Annotated in this window: 16 protein-coding genes; 10 read left to right on the forward strand and 6 right to left on the reverse strand. The window is 60.2% G+C overall.

Annotated elements, in window-relative coordinates:
- Nucleotides 1-5 precede the first annotated feature (5 nt).
- Together parC and ACTJK9_RS09885 are read left to right on the forward strand one after the other, a co-directional pair.
- Complete coding sequence (gene parC, locus ACTJK9_RS09880; protein WP_085611074.1) at nt 6-2,270, forward strand: DNA topoisomerase IV subunit A; 2,265 nt, start codon at nt 6-8, stop codon at nt 2,268-2,270.
- A 231-nt stretch (nt 2,271-2,501) separates the two neighbouring features.
- On the forward strand, nt 2,502-3,212 hold the full coding sequence (locus tag ACTJK9_RS09885) for a PqiC family protein (RefSeq protein ID WP_039766610.1): 711 nt from the start codon (nt 2,502-2,504) through the stop codon (nt 3,210-3,212).
- 225 nt (nt 3,213-3,437) lie between these two features.
- Here ACTJK9_RS09885 and ACTJK9_RS09890 read toward each other — a convergent pair whose 3' ends face one another.
- Nucleotides 3,438-4,946 carry an AhpA/YtjB family protein gene (locus ACTJK9_RS09890; RefSeq protein ID WP_074689624.1) on the reverse strand — a complete coding sequence of 503 codons (1,509 nt, stop codon included), beginning with the start codon at nt 4,944-4,946 and terminating at the stop codon, nt 3,438-3,440.
- A gap of 134 nt (nt 4,947-5,080) precedes the next feature.
- Here ACTJK9_RS09890 and serB point away from each other — a divergent pair, with 134 nt between their 5' ends.
- On the forward strand, nt 5,081-6,295 hold the full coding sequence (gene serB / locus ACTJK9_RS09895; protein WP_039766615.1) for a phosphoserine phosphatase SerB: 1,215 nt from the start codon (nt 5,081-5,083) through the stop codon (nt 6,293-6,295).
- An 89-nt stretch (nt 6,296-6,384) separates the two neighbouring features.
- Here serB and ACTJK9_RS09900 read toward each other — a convergent pair whose 3' ends face one another.
- Entirely contained in the window at nt 6,385-8,139 is a 1,755-nt protein-coding gene (locus tag ACTJK9_RS09900) for a molecular chaperone (RefSeq protein ID WP_440813590.1), read from the reverse strand.
- 222 nt (nt 8,140-8,361) lie between these two features.
- Here ACTJK9_RS09900 and ACTJK9_RS09905 point away from each other — a divergent pair, with 222 nt between their 5' ends.
- Nucleotides 8,362-8,763 carry a lectin OAA family protein gene (locus ACTJK9_RS09905; protein ID WP_039766619.1) on the forward strand — a complete coding sequence of 134 codons (402 nt, stop codon included), beginning with the start codon at nt 8,362-8,364 and terminating at the stop codon, nt 8,761-8,763.
- Nucleotides 8,764-8,823: 60 nt separating this feature from the next.
- Here ACTJK9_RS09905 and asd read toward each other — a convergent pair whose 3' ends face one another.
- From asd to ACTJK9_RS09920, 3 genes are read right to left on the reverse strand one after another with little or no spacing between them, the layout of a single operon-like run.
- Nucleotides 8,824-9,684, reverse strand: coding sequence for an archaetidylserine decarboxylase (gene asd, locus ACTJK9_RS09910; protein ID WP_074689626.1), 861 nt, complete (start codon nt 9,682-9,684; stop codon nt 8,824-8,826).
- A gap of 18 nt (nt 9,685-9,702) precedes the next feature.
- The gene (locus ACTJK9_RS09915) at nt 9,703-10,518 is read right to left on the reverse strand and encodes a rhodanese-like domain-containing protein (RefSeq protein WP_039766622.1); all 816 of its coding nucleotides are present in this window, start codon (nt 10,516-10,518) and stop codon (nt 9,703-9,705) included.
- A 39-nt stretch (nt 10,519-10,557) separates the two neighbouring features.
- The gene (locus ACTJK9_RS09920; RefSeq protein ID WP_085611071.1) at nt 10,558-12,096 is read right to left on the reverse strand and encodes an HDOD domain-containing protein; all 1,539 of its coding nucleotides are present in this window, start codon (nt 12,094-12,096) and stop codon (nt 10,558-10,560) included.
- A gap of 167 nt (nt 12,097-12,263) precedes the next feature.
- Between ACTJK9_RS09920 and motA the strand changes: the two genes are divergently transcribed.
- Nucleotides 12,264-13,115 (forward strand): flagellar motor stator protein MotA, encoded by an 852-nt coding sequence (gene motA / locus ACTJK9_RS09925; RefSeq protein ID WP_007952169.1) that lies wholly within the window; start codon nt 12,264-12,266, stop codon nt 13,113-13,115.
- A 3-nt stretch (nt 13,116-13,118) separates the two neighbouring features.
- Nucleotides 13,119-14,186 (forward strand): flagellar motor protein MotB, encoded by a 1,068-nt coding sequence (gene motB / locus ACTJK9_RS09930; protein WP_085611070.1) that lies wholly within the window; start codon nt 13,119-13,121, stop codon nt 14,184-14,186.
- Between the two features lie 56 nt (nt 14,187-14,242).
- On the opposite strand, the gene rsgA is transcribed toward motB, so the two are convergent.
- Entirely contained in the window at nt 14,243-15,274 is a 1,032-nt protein-coding gene (rsgA, locus tag ACTJK9_RS09935; RefSeq protein WP_039766628.1) for a small ribosomal subunit biogenesis GTPase RsgA, read from the reverse strand.
- A 107-nt stretch (nt 15,275-15,381) separates the two neighbouring features.
- On the opposite strand from rsgA, the gene orn reads away from it, so the two are divergent.
- From orn to ACTJK9_RS09955, 4 genes are all read left to right on the forward strand, one after another.
- Nucleotides 15,382-15,924, forward strand: a complete 543-nt coding sequence (gene orn, locus ACTJK9_RS09940) for an oligoribonuclease (protein WP_085611068.1) — start codon at nt 15,382-15,384, stop codon at nt 15,922-15,924.
- An 83-nt stretch (nt 15,925-16,007) separates the two neighbouring features.
- Nucleotides 16,008-16,619, forward strand: a complete 612-nt coding sequence (locus ACTJK9_RS09945; RefSeq protein WP_440813595.1) for a trimeric intracellular cation channel family protein — start codon at nt 16,008-16,010, stop codon at nt 16,617-16,619.
- A gap of 169 nt (nt 16,620-16,788) precedes the next feature.
- On the forward strand, nt 16,789-17,823 hold the full coding sequence (locus ACTJK9_RS09950; RefSeq protein WP_440813598.1) for a hypothetical protein: 1,035 nt from the start codon (nt 16,789-16,791) through the stop codon (nt 17,821-17,823).
- A 389-nt stretch (nt 17,824-18,212) separates the two neighbouring features.
- A complete protein-coding gene (locus tag ACTJK9_RS09955) occupies nt 18,213-20,528 on the forward strand; it encodes a leucine-rich repeat domain-containing protein (protein ID WP_143492879.1) in 2,316 nt (771 codons plus the stop codon).
- Nucleotides 20,529-20,849 lie beyond the last annotated feature (321 nt).

A 20,849-nucleotide genomic window follows, 5' to 3' on the forward strand; every position in this document is an offset into this window, starting at 1 on the left:
CCCGCATGAGCGACTCCCTTGATCTCAGCCTGGACGGTGTAGAACGCCGCTCGCTGGCTGACTTCACCGAAAATGCCTACCTCAACTACTCCATGTACGTGATCATGGACCGCGCCCTGCCGCATATCGGCGACGGCCTGAAACCGGTACAGCGGCGTATCGTCTACGCCATGAGCGAGCTGGGGCTGGATGCCGATTCAAAGCACAAGAAGTCGGCGCGTACCGTCGGCGACGTGCTCGGCAAGTTCCACCCCCACGGTGACTCGGCGTGCTACGAAGCGATGGTGCTGATGGCCCAGCCGTTCAGCTATCGCTACACGCTGGTGGACGGCCAGGGCAACTGGGGTGCGCCGGACGATCCGAAATCCTTCGCCGCCATGCGTTACACCGAAGCGCGGCTGTCGCGTTATTCCGAAGTACTGCTCAGCGAACTGGGCCAGGGCACCGCAGACTGGGGCCCGAACTTCGACGGCACCCTGCAGGAACCTCTGGTGTTGCCGGCACGTTTGCCGAACATCCTGCTCAACGGCACCACCGGCATCGCCGTGGGTATGGCCACCGACGTACCGCCGCACAACCTGCGCGAAGTCGCCACCGCGTGCGTGCGCCTGCTTGACGAGCCGAAAGCCACGGTCGAACAGCTCTGCGAGCACATTCAGGGCCCGGACTATCCGACCGAAGCGGAAATCATCACCCCGCGCGCCGACCTGTTGAAAATGTACGAAACCGGCAAGGGCTCGGTGCGCATGCGCGCCGTGTACCACGTCGAGGACGGCGACATCATCGTCACCGCGCTGCCGCACCAGGTCTCCGGGGCCAAGGTGCTGGAACAGATCGCTGCGCTGATGCAGGCCAAACCGTCGAAAGCGCCGCAGATCGCCGATCTTCGCGACGAATCCGACCACGAAAACCCGTGCCGCATCGTGATCATCCCGGTCAACAGCCGTGTCGATCACGAAGCACTGATGCAGCACCTGTTCGCCAGCACCGAGCTGGAGTCGACCTACCGGGTCAACGTCAACATCATCGGTCTGGACGGCAAGCCGCAGCTGAAAAACCTCCGTACGCTGCTGGTGGAGTGGCTGGAATTCCGCGTGCTGACCGTGCGTCGCCGCTTGCAATTTCGCCTCGACAAGGTCGAGCGCCGCCTGCACCTGTTGGACGGTTTGCTGATTGCCTACCTCAACCTGGATGAAGTGATCCATATCATTCGCACCGAGGAGCATCCGAAAGCCAAGCTGATCGAGCGTTTTGCCCTCAGCGAAATCCAGGCCGACTACATCCTCGACACCCGTCTGCGTCAGTTGGCGCGACTGGAAGAGATGAAGCTGCGTGACGAGCAGGACGAACTGCTCAAGGAACAGGCCAAGCTGCAAGCCCTGCTGGGCAGCGAAGCCAAGTTGAAGAAACTTGTGCGCAGCGAACTGTTGAAAGATGCCGAAACTTACGGCGATGACCGTCGGTCGCCAATCGTTGAACGTGCGGAAGCCAAGGCGCTGACCGAGCACGATCTGCTGCCGAACGAGAAAGTCACCGTCGTGCTGTCGGAAAAAGGCTGGATCCGTTCGGCCAAGGGCCACGATATCGATGCGACCGGCCTGTCGTACAAGGCCGGCGACGGCTTCAAGACCTCGGCGGCGGGGCGTTCGAACCAGTCGGCCGTGGTCATCGACTCCACGGGCCGCAGTTACTCGCTGGCCACCCACACCCTGCCATCGGCGCGGGGCCAGGGCGAGCCGTTGACCGGCCGTCTGACGCCGCCGCCGGGTGCAACGTTCGAATGCGTGCTGATGCCTGAAGAGGACTCGCTGTACGTGATCGCCTCCGACGCCGGCTACGGTTTTGTGGTGAAAGGCGAAGACCTGCAAGCCAAGAACAAGGCCGGCAAGGCGCTGTTGAGCCTGCCGAACAACGCCAAGGTGATTGCGCCGCGTCCGGTCGCTGACCGCGAGCACAACTGGCTGGCCTCGGTGACGACCGAGGGTCGCCTGCTGATCTTCAAGATCAGCGATCTGCCACAATTAGGGAAGGGCAAGGGCAACAAGATCATCGGTATTTCCGGTGAGCGTGTGGCCAGTCGCGAAGAATATGTCACGGACATCGCCGTTCTTCCGGAAGGCGCCACCTTGGTGCTGCAGGCCGGAAAACGCACCTTGTCGCTGAAGGCCGATGACCTCGAACACTACAAAGGTGAGCGTGGTCGCCGTGGTAACAAACTGCCACGTGGCTTCCAGCGGGTGGATGCGCTGCTCGTCGAAAACCTCAATTAAGCGGCCAGGAAGCGGTCGCACTCATTTCTCCTTCGGAGAAAATGACTGAGAACGCCTCTCTAGAGCGTCCGATCTACGATTTAACCCGTAGATCGGCGCTTTGGCGCTGGAGTCGGAACGCATATTCACGGATGATATGGCCTTTCCAAGCGCCGGCGTGGCCGAGCGTTATTCATATTTATTGAGTATTTTCACTGTGGTCAGCCTTGTGGCGGCCACCTGGACGGGATGATGACTTCTCTGCGCCCCCTTATTTTCCTGCTCGCCGGCGTTCTTGGCCTGGCGGGTTGCAGCGTTCACCAGCCGGTGTCGCTGTATCAGCTGGACAGCGGAAGTCCGGCCCAGCCTGCGCAAAGCGCGGGCATGGCAGTTTTGCTGGGCCCTGTGATCGTTGCCGATTACCTGCAACGGGAAACCCTGTTGCAGCGTCAGCCGGACGGCAGCCTTCAGGCCTCGACCGATGGTCGCTGGGCCGGTAGCCTTTCATCGGACATCGATCAGTTGCTGTTGCGTCAGGTTGCCGGGCATCTGGACAGTCAGCGCGTGGTGCTGGCGCCAGCGACCCTGGGCTTCACCCCGGATGTGCAGGTGCTGTTGACCATCACTCGTCTGGATTCCGGTGCCAAGCAACCGGCGATTCTGGACGCGCAATGGCGCCTGATCGACCGCCGTGGCCAGGTGCGCGACAACCGCATCGTCCATCTGCAGGAGCAACATGCCGGTACCACCGCCGCACAGGTGCAGGCGCAGGGCGTGTTGTTGCAGCGTCTGGCCGAGCAACTGTCGGTAGCGCTCAAACCGTTGGCCAATCAGCCACCGGTCGCCGAGGCGCCACGCAAGTCGGCACCGAAACCGGCAGCGCCGGCGGCGGAAGCCGAAAAGCAGCCGAAGATACCGATGGCTTCGCCGATTCGTACCGATATGGAAGTGTTCCGCTTCTAAGGCTGGAATGAGTCAGGACAGAGCCCGCCTTGTGCGGGCTTTGTTGTGTCTGTTGGCGGGATATCTACGGTATGGCAGCCGGCCTCTTCGCGAGCAGGCTCGCTCCCACAGGAAGTGTGGGCGCCGCTGNGTGTGCGAGCCTGCTCGCGAAGGGGCTGGCACAGGCAACAAAAAAGCCCGCAGACAATCGCGTGTCTGCGGGCTTCATCGTTTCTGGGCTAAGGCTTAGGCCCGGCGCTCATGCATCCGCGCCAGTTGCCGCTCAAGCATTGACGGATAAGGCTCCATCAACCGCTCCACACAGCAAGCCCCCTCAGGGCTGGCAATCGGCCGGATTCGTGCGCGCTGGCGAATCAGCGCGTCGTCACCGATCTTGCGCTCCACCAGCAGCAGGTTGCGGCTGTGTTGCGACAGGGCCAGGGCGTCCTGGGCGGAATCGGTCAGCAACAGGTCGATCTGGCTCAGGCCGAACAGTTCGTCGCCGAGTGTCAGGCCCAGCTGCAATTGCAAGGTGATGCCGCTGTCGGCGACTTCGATCTGCAACTGGTGGCCCAGCGCCCGCAGCAGCTCGCCGCAGCAGATGGCGTTGGTCAGGTAATCGTCGCCGCTGTCTTCAGTGTGGAACAGCATCAGGGTGCTGCCGTCGTTCAGGGTTTCGATTTCGCCCTGATACAGCGAAGCGGCCTGCTCCAGACAGTCGCGGTAGCGATCCTGCAACTCTTCCAGACGTGCGCGCGGCAAACGGCGCAGTTGTTCCTGCGAGCCCAATTGCACCGCCAGCACCGCCGTGTGTTGCGGCACGCTCGGGGTCGGTCTGCGCACGGCCGGTTGCGCGGTATCGCTCAGCGATTCGTCACGCAGGTCGGCGAACGGGTCTTCGTCATCGTCGTCTTCAACGGTGCTGACCACATGGCGTGGCGCAGGTTTCTGCGCAGCCATCGGGCGGCTTTCGTCGAAACTCGGATCACGCAGGTTGCGCACTTCGAATTCCGGCTCGTCGTCCTCGAACTCGGGCTCCGGCTCGGGCTCCGGTTCGGCCGGCTCCGGGGCGTAGTTGGCGTGCAACTGGCGTGCAAGATCGCCGATCTCGTCCTGACGCTCGATACCCGGCGTGTATTCGTCGATACGGCGCAGCCACACGCGCAATTGCAGCAGCGGTGTAGAGATGTGCCGGCCCAGACGCAGGCTCAGGGCCAGGGACAGTGCCAGCAGGATCGCACTCAGGATGCCCATGCTTTGCAGGCTGATGGTCATCGGCTGCTGGAACTGATCCATGTCCAGGCTGATGCGCAGTTGTCCGGCGGTCACGTCCTGAAAGGTGATCTTGCTCTCGTACATGCCCTCGGCTTCGCCGAGCAGGCCGTGCTTGGGCCGCTGACCGGACTCGGCGAGGATGCGGTTGTCCACGCTGTAGATGGCGGCGTGGGCCACCAGCTTGTTCTTGGTCAGGTTGTTGAGCAGCACGTTGAGGCTGAGGATGTCGTTGGACACCAGCAGTTCGGTGGCGGAGGTGGCGGTCTGCGTGGTCAGGCTTTCGCCCAGCGCATCGGCCTGCTCGTGCATGGCCTGCTTGAACTGCAGGCCCATCACGCAGGCATAGATCACCAGGGCCAGGGCGACCAGGATCACGTTATGGCTGGCAATGCGCAATGCAATCGGTACACGGCGGTGGCGCAGTGCACGGAAGATCAGCAGAAAGAAGTTATCGGTTTTAACTGGCGTGGGCCGGTTCACTGAGCTCGGCTCTTTTGTCCGTGAAGTTGACGCGCAGTATAGCGACAGGCCCTAGACCGGCAAAGCGCTGGCGGTGCCCGATGGTCACTGAAAGTGGGTAGAATGCGGTTTTTTTCCAGTTGCGGGGGTGCGCGTTGCGCGAAATCGTCCTGATTAACATCACGGGGGTCGACCGTCCGGGTCTGACAGCGGCCATTACCGGTGTTCTGGCCCAGGGTGGTGTGAATATCCTCGACATCGGTCAGGCGGTGATCCACGACATGCTGTCGTTCGGCATCCTCGTGGAAATCCCCGACTCCGAGCAAGGCAAGTCGGTGCTCAAGGACATCCTGTTCAAGGGCTATGAGCTCGACCAGCAGGTGCGCTTCACCCCGGTGTCCGAAGAGGATTACCAGCAATGGGTGGGCAATCAGGGCAAGAAACGCCACATCGTTACCCTGCTGACCCGCAAGGTCACCGCCGGCCAGTTGCAGGCCGTGAGCTCGATCACCGCCAAATACGGCCTGAACATCGACCATATCGACCGTCTGTCGGGTCGCATGCCGCTGGACACTCCAGCGGACAAGGGCAAGGGCTGCATCGAGTTCTCCGTGCGTGGCGAAGCCGCCGATCCGCAGGCCCTGCGCGCCGAGTTCCTCAGCGTGGCCCAAGAGCTGAACGTCGACATCGCCTTCCAGGAGGATTCGCTGTTCCGTCGCAACCGTCGTCTGGCGGTGTTCGACATGGACTCGACCCTGATCGAAGCCGAGGTCATCGACGAACTGGCCAAGGCCGCCGGCGTTGGCGACCAGGTTTCGCAAATCACCGAGCGGGCGATGGCCGGCGAGCTGGACTTCCGCGCCAGCTTCAAGGAGCGTCTGGCGCTGCTCAAGGGCCTGGATGTCAGCGTGCTCGATTCGATCGGCGCCTCGCTGCGCCTGACCGAGGGCGCCGAAACCCTGTTCGCCGAACTCAAGCGCCTGGGCTACAAGACCGCGATCCTGTCGGGCGGCTTCACCTATTTCGCCAAGCAATTGCAGGCCAAACTCGGCATCGATTACGTGTTCGCCAACGAACTGGAAGTGGTCGACGGCAAGTGCACCGGCGTGGCGATCGAGCCGATCGTCGATGCCCAGCGCAAGGCCGATCTGCTGAAACAGCTGGCTGAAAAAGAAGGTTTGCGCCTGGAACAGACCATCGCCGTGGGCGACGGCGCCAACGACCTGCCGATGCTGGCGATTGCCGGTCTGGGCGTGGCGTTCCGCGCCAAACCGCTGGTCAAACAGTCGGCGAAGCAGGCGATCTCGACCCTCGGGTTGGATGGCGTTCTGTACCTGCTGGGCTTCCGCGATCGCGACGGACAGCTCTGAAAGCTCTGTCGCCTGAGCTGGCCCCTTCGCGAGCAAGCNTGGGAGCGGGCTTGCTCGCGAAAGGGGCGCCCAGGATTATCCGATTCCACTCAAAGGGATTTCCACAACGAGTCGAAATCCTCCTCGCTCCCGCCATTCTGCGCGGCCTCCAGCGAGCGATAGGCAAACTGATTGAAGCTGTGGGTGCTGGCCACCCGCCGATCCAGCCCGGCGCGGTGCTCTTCGCCCAGGGTGTTGATCAGCACTTTGTTGCCTTCCTGAAACGGCAGCCGTGGCGCCAGTAACGTCGCCGGCAAGTCGATCGCACTGATTTCCGGCAATAACAACCCTCGCAGGTAATGACTGTGATCATCCCGGGTGCGCACCAGCTGCAAGCCGCAGGGCTGAGCGTGGGGCGCCACCAGTTCGATGCCCATTTGCGTACCGGCGCCGCGCACCTGGCGGATCCAGCGCACCACGGCAATGCTCCAGCCCTGATTGAGGCTGTCTTGAATCCCGACCATTTCCCCGGCCTGCAATTCGGCAGGTACTTCCTTTGGCCAGGCCAGGCAGTAACCGCCGGGGCTGTGGTTGATGACGGGCAAGGCATAGGTCGGATAATGCGGCGGGCTGTCGGTGCCGCTTTCGTCGTCGGCCAGCGGTTCGTAGCGGATTTCTTCGTAGGGCAACAATTCGTCGGACGTACCCTGTGGCGCGGCATCGAACGCCTGGCTCCAGCTGTCCTTTTCGCCCTGAACCACTGCGCGCCTGAAATTTGCCGCCCGGGTGCCGGGGTGCTTGAGCAATTCGCTGAAAGTGCGTTCGCCGCCGAGGTAAAAGTGCAGGGCGCTCATGCCGACGCACACGGTCAGGTTGCCCTGGCCGACGGTGCGCTGAAAGCTGCGCTCGGCGGCTTCGCCCCAGGTCGCGTGCAGGTGTTGCAGGGTGTCGAAGGTCAGGCCGGCCGGCACGGGCAGCGGCGTCGTTGTGTCCTGATGCTGAAGGTGGGCCTCGATGGCATTCACCAACGGTTGCGGATCGAAACCGAGCAACCCTGCCTGTTGCTCGCTGCGAAACTGCGAGCGGTAACGCGGGCCGGCGTCGATGTCTGCCGAGACCGCGAACAAGCCCGCGCCCGGATTGGCGGGCTGCAGCTTCAGCCACGCGCTCCAGGGCTCGACCACTTGGGCCAGGCGCGCGATCTGATTCTGGCGCAACTGATTGCAGCGAGCGCTGCCCAGCAACAGGGCCGCGAGGTAGGTCTGTTCGACACTCAACTCGCCGGTCAGGCTGGCGAGGTCGTCGCGTACCCGGCGATGCTGCAGTTGCAGCTCGCAGGCGCAGCGAAACAATTGATGCAATTCGAACCACAGCTGTTCCGGCGCCGGGCTGTACAGCTGCGTGGCGCGAACCAGTTGCCCTTTCAGCGCGTGGGCCGCCCGCTGCAGCGCTTCGCTCACCAGGGCTGCGCGATCCCGGGAGTACTTGGGCGCGATCCGCAGAATGATGTGTTTGTAACCGATGGCCAGCTGACTTTGCAGGGCCTGGCACAGATTGCTGATCTTGCGTGAGCGCTCATCGAGCATGATCGCCTGATGCAGAAAATGCCGTTCCAGATGCTGGCAGACGAAATACACCTCGGGCCGCAACAGCTCAAGCAAATGCAGACGGTTGTCGCTGGGGGTCAGCAGTTGATTGAGTTCGTTGAGGCCTTGGTACAGCAGGCGCGCGGTTTCGCCGATGTTGGCCTTGGGCAGGTCGGCGATCCAGCGTTTGAGGTCGCGCGGGGTGGCTTCACAGAAGGACAGGCGCAACTGCGTGGGCGTCGGGGCGCTCAGTGGTGGTCGGGATCGTGGCTCACTCATGCCGTGACAAGCTCCGGCGGCGAATAGGGCAATGCCAAAAACTCTAGCAGTTGTGGTCTGTTTCGCAGGTGTTTGTCAGGGTTTTTTACCGTTGGTCTACTGGCCTGGTGCCATTCCCGTAGGCGCTACTAGTCTCTCAGACGTGCGATCGGAAACGCACGGTTGCACGGCCTGCCGTCAACGTCGGGGCAGGTCTCCCGAAACTTCAAGGAGATGAGGTTCATGTCTAAATACGCAGTGGCAAATCAATGGGGCGGTAGTTCGGCACCTTGGCATCCAGGTGGAACCTGGGTGCTGGGCGCGCGGGACAACCAGAACGTCGTCGCGATCGAGATCAAGTCCGGCGACGGTGGCAAAACCTTCACCGGCACCATGACCTACGCCGGCGAAGGCCCTATTGGCTTCAAGGCTCAGCGCACTGGCCAGAACCAGTACAACGTCGAAAACCAGTGGGGTGGCAACGATGCCCCCTGGCATCCAGGTGGCAAGTGGGTGATCGGCGGGCGGGATAACCAGAACGTTATCGCGTTGAGCGTCACGTCCAGTGACGGAGGGAAAAACCTCAGCGGCACCAATACCTACGCCAACGAAGGGCCGATCGGCTTCCGTGGGCAGATAGAGTAACGGCGCCACCCAGGTCGTGTCCGCCCCTTCGCAGACGTGCGAAAGGGCGGATCAACCGGTTCAGGCGTTCGACATTGCCAAGGCCTGACCCATCTGTACCGGCGAGCCGGCTTTCAATTCTTCAACCCATTTAACCTGATCCGGCCCGAACAGCACGATTGCGGTCGAACCTAGCTTGAAGCGCCCCAGTTCCGCACCTTTTTCCAGATGAATCGGCGCACGGGCGGCTTCGTCGTAACGGAAGGTTTTCAGTTCGCGCTTCGGTGGCGTGACCAGACCGGCCCACACGGTTTCAATCGACGCCACGATCATCGCGCCCACCAGCACCACGGCCATCGGCCCGCGCTCGGTGTCGAAGATGCACGCTACGCGCTCGTTGCGGGCGAACAGTTCCGGAACGTTTTCAGCGGTGGTCTGGTTGACCGAGAAGATCCGGCCCGGAATGTAGACCATTTCGCGCAGGGTGCCGGCCAGCGGCATGTGCACGCGGTGGTAGTCCTTCGGCGACAGGTAAACAGTCGCGAATTCACCGCCCATGAACGGCGCTGCATTGGCCGCATCGCCGCCCAGCAGTTCCAGCACGCTGAAGCTGTGGCCCTTGGCCTGGAAGATGCGGCCGTGTTCGATCGGGCCGAGCTGGCTGATCGCGCCGTCGGCCGGGCTGAGGATCGCGCCCGGGGTCTGGTCCAGTGGACGTGCGCCGTCTTTCAGCGCGCGGGTGAAGAAGGCGTTGAAATGCTCGTAAGCGGTCACGTCTTCAACCAGTGCCTGCGACATGTCCACTTGATAACGCTTGGCGAACCAGGTGGTGAAGGCATTCTTGAACCAGCGCACGCGGCACTCGGCGACGCAGCCGGCCAGGCGCGACAGCAAGTGATGGGGCAGCAGGTACTGGCTGATGATAAACAAACGCTCTTTCATGACTGTCCTTAAAAATCCTTAAAGCTCGACGGGGGTGTCGGGGTGGTTGCCCCATTCGCCCCAGGAACCGGCGTAGCCCTTGACCCGCGGATAACCGAGGGCCTTGGCCACCAGATAAGTGAAACCGGACCGGTGATGGGTCTGGCAGTGGGTAATGATTTCTTTGTCTTTGGTGATCCCGAGGCTTTCCAGGATCTGCGGCATGTCGGTACGGATGCGCAGCTGGCGCGCCTGATCCATGCCCGCCGTCCATTCGAAATTGACCGCGCCGGGGATGTGTCCACCCTTGGCCGCCAGGACCTTTTCGCCGGAATACTCCAGCGGCCCGCGAGCGTCCCAGATTGCCAGGTCAGCGGCGCCGAGACGACTTTGCAGGTATTCGCGGGTGGCGGTCGGTTCCTCGTGCAGGGTCAGGGCAACCGGGCCGCCCGCCGCCGGAGGAATCTGGATCGACATCGGCGAACCTTCCGCCAGCCACGCCGGCAGACCGCCGTCGAGGTAGTGGTACTTGTCGTGACCGATCACGTCGAGCAGCCAGATGAAGCGCCCGGCCCAGCCGCCGCCTTCGTCGTCATAGACCACGTAGACCGCGTCCTTGCGATGGCCGAGCTCACCGAACAGTTCTTCGAGTTTTTCTTTGCTCGGCAACAGCCCCGGAGCCGGCGCCTGACCCAGCTGGGTGCGTTTCGGATCGACGAAGCGTGCGCCGGGAATGTGTCCCTCGGCGTAGCGGGCGGCACTGGTCAGATCCACCAGAATCAGATCGCGGGATTCGAGGCGCGGCAGCAGGTCGCTCGGCTCGATCACCAGGGCCAGGCCAGAGAAATCAGACATGTGAGGTCTCCAGAGCACAAAGGGGAAGGATTGTAGCTGTCATTGGCCGCGCTGGCTAAAACTGTGCAGGGCTTTCTCGATGCACTGCGCGGTTTTGCCGAAGGCTTGCACAGTGATGTCGGCGAACGGCCCTCCACCCTGGTCGGCGACCACGATCATGATCACCCGGCCGTTGTTTACCAGCGAGCGCAGGAACAGGTGTTCGCCGCGAAACAGCGTGCGCAGCGAGGGCGGCAACAGGGCGGAAAACTGGGCGTTGTTGTCCGGGGTGATCCGCACTTGCGCCTGCTGCGCGAGCAAGCGTTGCAGCACCGAACTCTGGCTGACGACGAAATTCAGCGCAGCGGCTTCCTTCGGCAACCCCGAGGTTTGATGGACGCGCAGATTGGCGTGGCTGCGGTCAGCCATCAGGATCATTACCCGACGCATGCCGCTGGCGACCAGCGCATCGCGGGCGGCGACGGTCAGGCTCATGGCGTTGGTGAAGCGGCTTGGCACGGCCAGCAGCTCGGCGCATTGCCGGCGCCACTGGCTCAGGTCGTCAGCGGACGGCGCCGCAGCCGGCAGCATTCCGGCGGGCAGGCGACGGGTGCCCCACGGCCACAGCAGCGAAACCGCCGGGTGCCAGAGGTCGGGCATGAAATGATGACGAGCGCTGACGGCGGCCTGCTGGTGCAACTGTTGTTGTACCTCGTCCATCGAGATTTGCAGGTAGAGGCTGGTCAGGTACTGCCAGCGCTCACTGTGCGGACTGTCCCAGGCCTGTTGCGCCGAGAGTGCCAGGCCGTTGGCCAGCAACACGGTGTTGGCCGGCTGATTGAGCCAGCGGCGCAGGGTCGGGTCGTCGTCGAGGCGATTTTGCTGACGCAGCGGATGATCGACGTCGCGGGCGATACGCAGGACCTTGACCAGTTCGCGCTGTTCGGTCAGCAGCAGCCGATAGCCTTGCTGGACCCAGATCGGCAAACGCCAGGCTTCCACCAGCGCTTCGCCGATTTTCAGCAAGCGCACGCCGAACAATTGTTTCTCGACATCGCAGGCTGATTCGCCCTTGTGGATAACCCGTACTTCCCACTCTTCAAGCAGTTTGGGAAAGGTCAGCGCCAATGGCCACAGCGGCGACAGAAACAACAGGCTGCCCCAATGAATGTCCTGCCAGAGTCGCGCCAAGCGACCGGCGAAAAAACCGTTGGCCTGTTGCGTGGCGTGCTGGCTGATCATCTGCAACTGGCGCAGGGCCTGGGGGATCTGTGCGGCAGGTTCGGCGGGCAGGCGAGCCAGCAGTTCTTCGGTGCGGGCAAGGCCGAGACGATTGATCGCTACTTCGAGGTTTTCCGCCGGCGCGCTCATGTTGCCGTGGGTGTGGCGGTTGGCTTCGCGGATGATGCTCAGGGCCAGCGCCGGGCTGTCCTGCATCAGGTCGGCGATGTCGCGCAGCGAGCTGCGGTCATCGCGAATCGCCCGGCAGACCCGGTCATGGGCGTCTTGCGGCACCGGCAGGCGAACGCTGTCGAGCAGCTTCACCCAGCCATCGAGTGTGGTCGGTTTTACGTGTGGGACGTTCGTTTCATTAGCCATGTCTGGACGAGATCTTCACTGACTGTAGACGCGCCCGGCATGGGCTAAATTGGCTTTTCGCCTGAACTGGCTATAGTCTGGCGCAGTTTTGCCGATAAGTAGAAGAAGAGATTTTTTAACTTCCGAATATGACCTTGAACCCGACTTAAACAAGTACCTTTCTACCTATGGCTAAAATTATCGGCATCATCGTCGTATTCGCGAGCGTGCTCGGCGGATACGTGCTCTCCCACGGCAAGATTGCCGCCCTGATCCAGCCTTTCGAGGTAATGATCATCGGCGGTGCAGCACTCGGAGCATTCCTCCAGGCCAACCCCGGCTACATGACGATGCACGTGCTCAAGAAATCCCTGAGCATGTTCAGTTCGCGTTTCAGCCACACGTTCTATCTGGAAGTGCTGGGCCTGATCTACGAGATCCTCAACAAGAGCCGCCGCGAAGGCATGATGGCCATCGAAGGCGACATCGAAGACGCCGCCGCGAGCCCGATCTTCGCCAAGTACCCGGCGGTACTGAAAGACGAACGCATGACCGCGTTCATCTGCGATTACCTGCGCATCATGTCGTCCGGCAACATGGCTCCCCACGAGCTGGAAGGCCTGTTCGACATGGAACTGTACAGCCTGAAGGAAGACCTCGAGCATCCGTCCCACGCGGTGAACGGCATCGCCGACGCCATGCCGGGTTTCGGTATCGTCGCGGCGGTACTGGGTATCGTGGTGACCATGGCCTCCCTGGGTGAAGGCGATCAGAAATCCATCGGTCTGCACGTAGGTGCGGCACTGGTAGGTACCTTCTTCGGTATTCTCGCGGCGTACGGTTTCTTCGGTCCTTTGGCGCACTCTCTGGCGCACGATGCCAAGGAAGAACTGAACGTCTACGAAGCCATCAAGGCCTCGCTGGTGGCTTCGGCTTCCGGCATGCCGCCGTCGCTGGCTGTCGAGTTCGGTCGCAAGGTGCTGTACCCGGCTCACCGTCCAAGCTTTGCCGAGCTGGAACAAGCCGTTCGCGGTCGCTAAGTCATGGAAAATAACCAGCCGATAATCATCAAGCGCGTCAAGCGCATCGCCGGCGGGCATCACGGCGGGGCGTGGAAGATCGCCTTCGCCGACTTCGCGACGGCGATGATGGCGTTCTTCCTGGTGTTGTGGCTGCTGTCCACCGCGACCCCGGAACAGAAGATCGCCATCGCCGGTTACTTCAAGGACCCGGTCGGTTTCTCCGAGAGCGGCACGCCGTACATCATCGACCTGGGCGGCACGCCCACCCTGGCGCCGGAAAACACTCTCAACCCTGAAGTGAAGTCGCAGCCGCAACCGGACAAGGTCACGGTCGACACCGAACAGGTTGAAGGCATGGCCGAGCAGGTCGAGAAGGAACGTCTGGAACTGTTGCTGCAAGAACTGCAAAACAAGGTCGACGAGAACCCGCAACTGCAGAAGTTCAAGGACCAGATCCTCTTCGAAATCACGCCGAACGGCTTGCGCATCCAGATCATGGACGCCGAGAACCGGCCGATGTTCGACTCCGGTTCTGCACGCCTGAAGCCGTACTTCGAAGACATCCTGCTGGCCATGGCCGACACCATCAAGGCGGTGCCGAACAAGATCAGCATCAGCGGTCACACCGACGCCAAGCCTTACGTGGGCAACGGCGATTTCGGCAACTGGGAGCTTTCGGCCAACCGTGCCAACGCCGCCCGGCGTGCGCTGGTGGCGGGCAGTTATCCGGACTCGCAAGTGGCGCGTGTGGTGGGTTACGCCTCGTCGGCGCTGTTCGACAAGGAGAACCCGTTCAACCCGGTCAACCGCCGCATCGACATCGTGGTGCTGACGAAGAAAGCCCAGGCGGCCATCGAAGGTGCGCAAGGCGCCGACCCGTCGAAACCGGCGGATCAAGGTCAGAACGGCGCGGCCCCGGCCACCCCGGTCGACCCGAACGCCTTGCCGGCGGATCAGCAACCGGTACCAGCACACGAGTTGCGCGAACGGCTGAACCTGTTCGACGACCCGCTGCCGAAACCGACCGAGCCGGGCGCAGCGGCACCAGCCCCAGCGCCTGCTGCTCCGGCGCCCGCGCCGAAACAGTGACCCACAAAAAAGCCGCGAGATGATCGCGGCTTTTTTGTGTCTGGTTACTTGAAAGTCTAGTAACCGTTTTCCGGCAAACTGGCGATGATCGAACGATAGCTGTTCATTCGCTGCTGCTGCACACGGCCGTCTTCCAGGGCCTTGAGCAGTGCGCATCCCGGTTCGCGGTCGTGCTTGCAGTCGCGGAAGCGGCAGGTGCCGAGCAGGTCGTTGAACTCGATGAAACCGGCTTCGACATCGGCGCGGCTGACGTGGCCGAGGCCGAATTCGCGGATGCCCGGGGAGTCGATCAGCTCACCGCCACCGGGGAAGTGGAACAGGCGCGCGGTGGTCGTGGTGTGCGTGCCCTGGCCGGACAGCTCGGACAGCGGGCCGACGCGGGTCTCGACTTCCGGCAGCAGGCTGTTGACCAGCGACGACTTGCCGACACCGGACTGGCCGACGAACACGCTGATGCGTCCGTCGAGCTGCTTTTGCAATTGCTCCATGCCGTTGCCGTGGTGCGCCGAGACTTCCAGCACCGGATAACCCAGCGTGCGGTAGACCGCCAGCAGCGCATTCAGCGCCGGGGCGTTCTGCTCGTCGATCAGGTCAAATTTGTTCAGCAGCAGCAACGGACGGATGCCGGCGTGTTCGGCGGCGACCAGATAACGGTCGATCAGGTTGGCATGGGGTTCGGGCAGCGGGGCGAAGACGATGACGATCATGTCGACGTTGGCGGCCACCGGCTTGAGCTGGCCACGACTGTCCGGACGGCACAGCTCGGTGGTGCGCGGCAGTTGCGCGACGATCACGCCGATGCCCTGGTTGCCGGCGCGCCATACTACCCGGTCGCCGGTGACCAGCGCCGGCAGGTTGGCCCGCAGGTGGCAGCGGAAGACCTGGCCGGCCAGCTCACCGTCAACGGCCTCGACCTCGACCTGCACACCGAAGTGGGCGATCACCAGGCCGTGCTGTTCCGGACCGAGGTCGCCGCCTTCGAGCGCCTCGACGGCCGAGGACTCGCGTTTGGCGGCGCGGGCGGCGCGCTCGCCCTGAATCTTTTCGATGCGCCAGTTTTGACGACGATTGAGTTGGCGTTTGGCCATGGGTGTTCCGTCTGAAGAATACAGCGATTAGGTAAAACGGCCGCGAGTTTAGCACGCCCGGCAGGCTGCCTAGGCTAAACTGCGCAGCATTGCTCAGGAGCCGAAAAATGCAAAACCCGCAGAATCTGATCTGGATCGACCTCGAAATGACCGGTCTGGATCCGGAAAACGACGTCATCATCGAAATGGCCACCATCGTCACCGACAGTGACCTGAACACCCTGGCCGAGGGCCCGGTGATCGCCATCCACCACAGCGACGAAGTCCTCGCCCGCATGGATGAGTGGAATACCCGCACCCACGGCAACTCCGGCCTGACCCAGCGCGTACGCGACAGCCACATCAGCATGGCCGAGGCCGAGGCTGAAACCATCGCCTTCCTCGAAAAGTGGGTGCCGAAGGGCAAGTCGCCGATCTGTGGCAACAGCATCTGCCAGGATCGCCGCTTCCTTTATACCCACATGAAGTCGCTGGAAAGCTACTTCCACTACCGCAACCTGGACGTCTCCACGCTCAAGGAACTGGCCGCGCGCTGGGCGCCGGACGTGCGTGACAGCTTCAAGAAGGGCAGCACTCACCTGGCGCTGGACGACATCCGCGAATCCATCGCCGAGCTGCAGCACTACCGCAAGCATTTCATCAAGTTCTGAGATAGGCACCCACGCCGGGGCGCCCTCTTTTGGTGCCTCGGCGAAGTGAGTAGACTGCGCGCCTTCCTGCCAGGATCGCCACCATGTTGCTGATGCTCTATCTCGTCGCCATTACTGCCGAAGCCATGACCGGCGCCCTGTCTGCGGGCCGTCGCGGCATGGACTGGTTCGGCGTGGTGCTGATTGCCTGCGTCACGGCGTTGGGCGGCGGTTCGGTGCGCGATGTGCTGCTCGGGCACTACCCGCTGACCTGGGTCAAACACCCGGAGTACCTGGTGCTGACCACGGTCGCGGCGATGATCACCGTGTTCACCGCACGGTGGATGCGTCACCTGCGTTCGCTGTTTCTGGTGCTCGACGCGGTCGGTCTGGTGGCATTTACCCTGATCGGCTGCATGACCGCCCTGGAAATGGGCCACGGCATGCTGGTGGCCTCGGTCAGTGGCGTGATCACCGGCGTGTTTGGGGGCATCCTGCGCGATATCTTCTGCAACGATATTCCGCTGATTTTTCGGCGCGAACTTTATGCGAGTGTCTCGTTCGCTGCAGCGTGGTGCTACATGCTGTGTCTTTATTTAAGTGTGCCAGGCGAACAAGCCATTCTGATCACTCTGTTCGGTGGTTTTTTGTTACGCCTCCTTGCGATCCGTTTTCATTGGGAAATGCCGAAGTTCGTTTATAACGATGAGCATTGATATTTGATGCTGAAAGTCAGTGCATTGCCGGATAAGTCTGTCAGCTGCTTAAGGCGTTGCAAGTGTATATTTCTTACATCTTTCGCTTTGCTGTTTGTTTGAAAGGTCTGTAATTTTTTCTTGGCATATTCGATGCCAATATTAAATTAACTCTTCAACGGAATAGACTATGAGCGAAAGCATGGACGCTACACCCGATCAGCAAACCAATCTGCCCAATCTTGCAGGCCTTGCACTTGTGAAAGTCAAGTTTGATGCCAGCGACAGTACTCGAAGCAAGTCGTTGTTCGCTAACGGCCGAATGCAGCTGAAAGTGCAAGTGCTGGTGTCCGGGTTAGATGCGGACGGAAACGCCATGCACGTACCTGCAGACGTCATGGAAAGCATCGAACTGATCCATTACAGCACTGGCAAGACGTTGTCTGATGGCTGGGTCGCGAGCACCGTGCAAGGGCAATTCACCCTTGAGCAGCGACCTTCATACATGGCAGAAGAGGTTCGCGACGAGGTTCTTGAGTATGACAGCGTCCATCCTCAGGTACGCACCTTCTGGGTATCCTCATCGAGCGCCGGAACCACCCGGATCGGTGCGCGCCTGTCGCTGAACGGTGTGAGGGTTCTCACTAACGGATCCACCCTTTTCAGCGTTCATGACAGCAGCGTAACTATCGAAGCACAAACGCCTGTGGGGTACTCCATAGACGAGTTTCGTTGGTATCAAACCCGGCAGGGCGACGAGATGCCCGGCAATCGCATCTGGAATTATCGTTTGGGGCTGTATCCGCGGGGGCAGCAGGTCAAATTGGTGGATTGGGTTGTGGACGGAGTAGAAAAGGGCGTTAACCATAACTTTGCGGGCGGCAACAGACTTAATGAATCACAAACCAATTATATGGAAGCCATTCTTGTTCGCCCTGAAGAAAAAAGTGTGAGCGTGACCTTGCCGGATAGAGGAGATCCTTTTGTATTCACTGTTTTTCCGGACGCCCATACATGGAATCATGCACATTACAAGGTAGATACTCGGAGCGACGGAGAACTGACCGTCGTGCAAGGCCTGTCCGAATACTCGGATGCGCAGAGAGGTAAACTAAAGTACGGAAATAAACTTTACTTACTCGCCATTGATGAATACGGCACAGAGCACAGGCTGGCGCTGCGCATGAACTTTCATGAGCGCAACATCTATCTGGAACGAGGCTGATGACTGGCTTCTTTTCTGCAGGTTTGCCGGGTGTAGTAGATATCTATGCTGTTTTGCCTGCACTTGCCAATAAGCTGTGATTTTCAATCTCGGGTAATAGCACGTACTGTGCTTTTACCTCTTTCTGGCGTTGCTCCTTCAGTGATGGGGGGCAACGCGACGACAACTGAGGATGAGCATTCATGGCTGGCAAACCGCCAAAGGTCAAACCTGTACCCACTCCAAACAGAACACCCGAATCCAGTGGAGATGGTACTTATCGGCCACCGTCCCCCCCTCCATCAATACCGCATTTGACCCAGTCGTATCTTCTGGATCCGTCGCAATCTTCCAGCCGTGTGACTGAACAGGTCGCAATGTCGCAGACGGTCGGTGTGAAGGTGAGCTCGATGTTATCCGCGATCGACGAGTTTGCGGCGCTTGCTGCTACGCCCTCGCTGGCAGATTACTGGATACCCACACCCCGAAGCCTCGGCGAGCCCGATGCGCAGGGCATCCGCCTGTTTAAGCAACGCCAGTACGTCGCTGTAGACGATGTCCATTTCGTGCAAGTGGCACGGGATGCCGAGAGTGGGCTTTTTCGCGCCACACTAGCCCGTGAACTCAACCCCTCCGGCCCGTTACTGAAACCTGACGGCGAAGGACGGTTATGGCTGGCGCGGGACAACAGCGACTCGCCTGATCACGTGGCAAGGCTCAATTCGTTGCGGGAGCGAACGGCTGAACTGCTGCGCTCCATGGGGCATCCAGTCGACGATTTTTTCGATGTCACGATTGCACGCATCGTTGCAGCAAGTGGTATGGGTGAAGCGCTGGTGCGCGATCCCCGTTTTTACCCCTGGTCACTGGACTTGTTGCATGACACCGTCAGGCGCTTCCGCCTCGATCAGAAAATCCGGGAACTCTTCACCTACATGCACCAACCCGATCCGTTGTTGCGGGCCCGGATCGATCCGCATCTTCTGGCTCTTGTGCGGTTGCGCGAGGGCGATCTTGTCGGGCGAAGCGCGCGACGGGATCGTAACGCCCTCTTTCAGGATAGTGAGCACGCGTTCGAACTCGACTGTGATGAAAATACGTTGCAGATGCGGCGGATTTTTCCTGACATGCCCAAGGCATTGGCCCAGGCATTGTGGCGCGATGCAAGTGCTGCCGATCGGCTGCACATGCATGACAAACCGGGAATGACGCGGTCAATGGCAGAAGAAGCGCTGGTAGCGCTGCGCGATTTTCGTCTGGCCAGAGCCTGTGAAGGTTTATATCTGGATTCGGTATCCAGCCTGGACAGTGACCGACTGGCGATGCATATGATCGAGCATCTTGCCGGTTGGCCGCAAAACGTTCGTATCGAGATCCGCCAGGGTTTGGTGGAGGACGGTATCGGCGGTGTCCGTACGCCATTCCATCACGTTCTGATTCGGCAGGACGCAGGCTATGTTATCCACAGCACCGAGGGCCTGTCGTCAACGGTTGAAGGCGATCTTTATTCGACAGTCTGGGGACTGTTGCACCCCGAGCAACGCCAGGCGTTCGGTGTGACGGAGGGAGGAGGGCAAGCGCTGCAGCATCTGATTCGTGCACAACCGCTGCCGCCGCGCCAGGTTGTGAGCGAAGCTCTGGGGCTTGCGCCGCTTCCGGGGGCTGTCGCTCCCGCCGCCGTGCAATACAGACAAACGGGAGGGTTGCGAGGCGGAGCCGATAACAACCCGCTTCCGGCAAAATCTGTTACAGACCGCGTACGTGATCTTTATCCGCAGCTAAAGGATGAGGAAGTGACGACGTTTATCAACGAGCGTTTGAAAAGTGATCCATCAGGCGTTTTGTTTCGCCTGGAGACAGAGCTTGCGACGTTGCGTGACGAATTGGCGACTTGGACTGCTGACGGGGTTCCACCCCATGGGCAGACGTCGGAAACACAAGTCGCGCCGACACCCGCCGACAGACGCCAGGCTCGTGAGCAGTTCAGCGCAAAATTGCAAGATATCTGGCAACGCAAGTCGGTCTCGACATGGGAGGAGGGAGCGCATCATTTTTCTCACTATGTCGATTTTTCGGGTGAGTTGCCAGGATTGTCCACCCGTTTTGAGCATATAACTGAGTTGATATTGACCGCAAATGAACCAGGCGCACGGATAGGTGCATTTCTTGACAGCTTTCCCAATCTTGAGTGTTTGGGAGTCGTTCGCATAAAAATGGAGGAATTCCCGTCAGGAATATTTCAACTGCGCCAGTTAAGGGAGCTTACGCTGGACGGATGCTCGCTAAAATTATCCGAGGTCACAGTTGAAGGGCTGTCCAGAATCGAAACGCTGACCCGATTGAATCTGGCAAACAACCCTCTGACAATTGCTCCGCATGTAGGCTTCATGTCGGGTTTAACCGGATTGATGCTGAGCAATGCAAATCTTTCCAACATTCCTTCAGGTATGGGTTCGCTCAGGAAACTTGGGGTCGTGGCATTGCATGATAATAATATTTCCGACGTGGGATATGAATTGTTCGAGATCCCAGATACACAGGATCTGTTCGTTGGTTTATCGAATAATCCGCTGAGTGACGCAACGAGACAACGGATCAATGAGTATCTTGAAAACTCCAGTATGGATCGAAAGGTGGAAATTCAGATGGATGAGTTGGCCTCAGACTCTGACTCCGATAGTGAATCTATAGAAAGCGGGTTCTCGACAGGTTCAGACAGTGATTGAATGTTGGTGGAAGTAACGGTTTCTTCGTTTACCTAACATAATCTGAAAAGAATCAACGGCTTTGTGGCTCCCCTTCTGACTCTGTGCGGTTGAGGTCAGGAGGGGGCAGGACTCGTTGAGTGCTGGAATCAAAGGAGCAGGAGCAGTGTCATAAAATTCGCTTCATGTGAGTTGCGTGTTTTTTTTGAGTGTATTAGCACCTGTGTGAATTGTTAGTGGTGATGTTGAAATATTGCTTGCTAATAATTTGTCGAATGTCGTGGCTGTTTTTATTTAAATAGCACCTCAATACTTTGCTAAGTCCTTTAAGGGCGAAACTAT

Origin of the sequence: Pseudomonas sp. 22082 (assembly GCF_052046055.1) — a bacterium.
GTDB classification, from domain to species: domain Bacteria; phylum Pseudomonadota; class Gammaproteobacteria; order Pseudomonadales; family Pseudomonadaceae; genus Aquipseudomonas; species Aquipseudomonas pharyngis.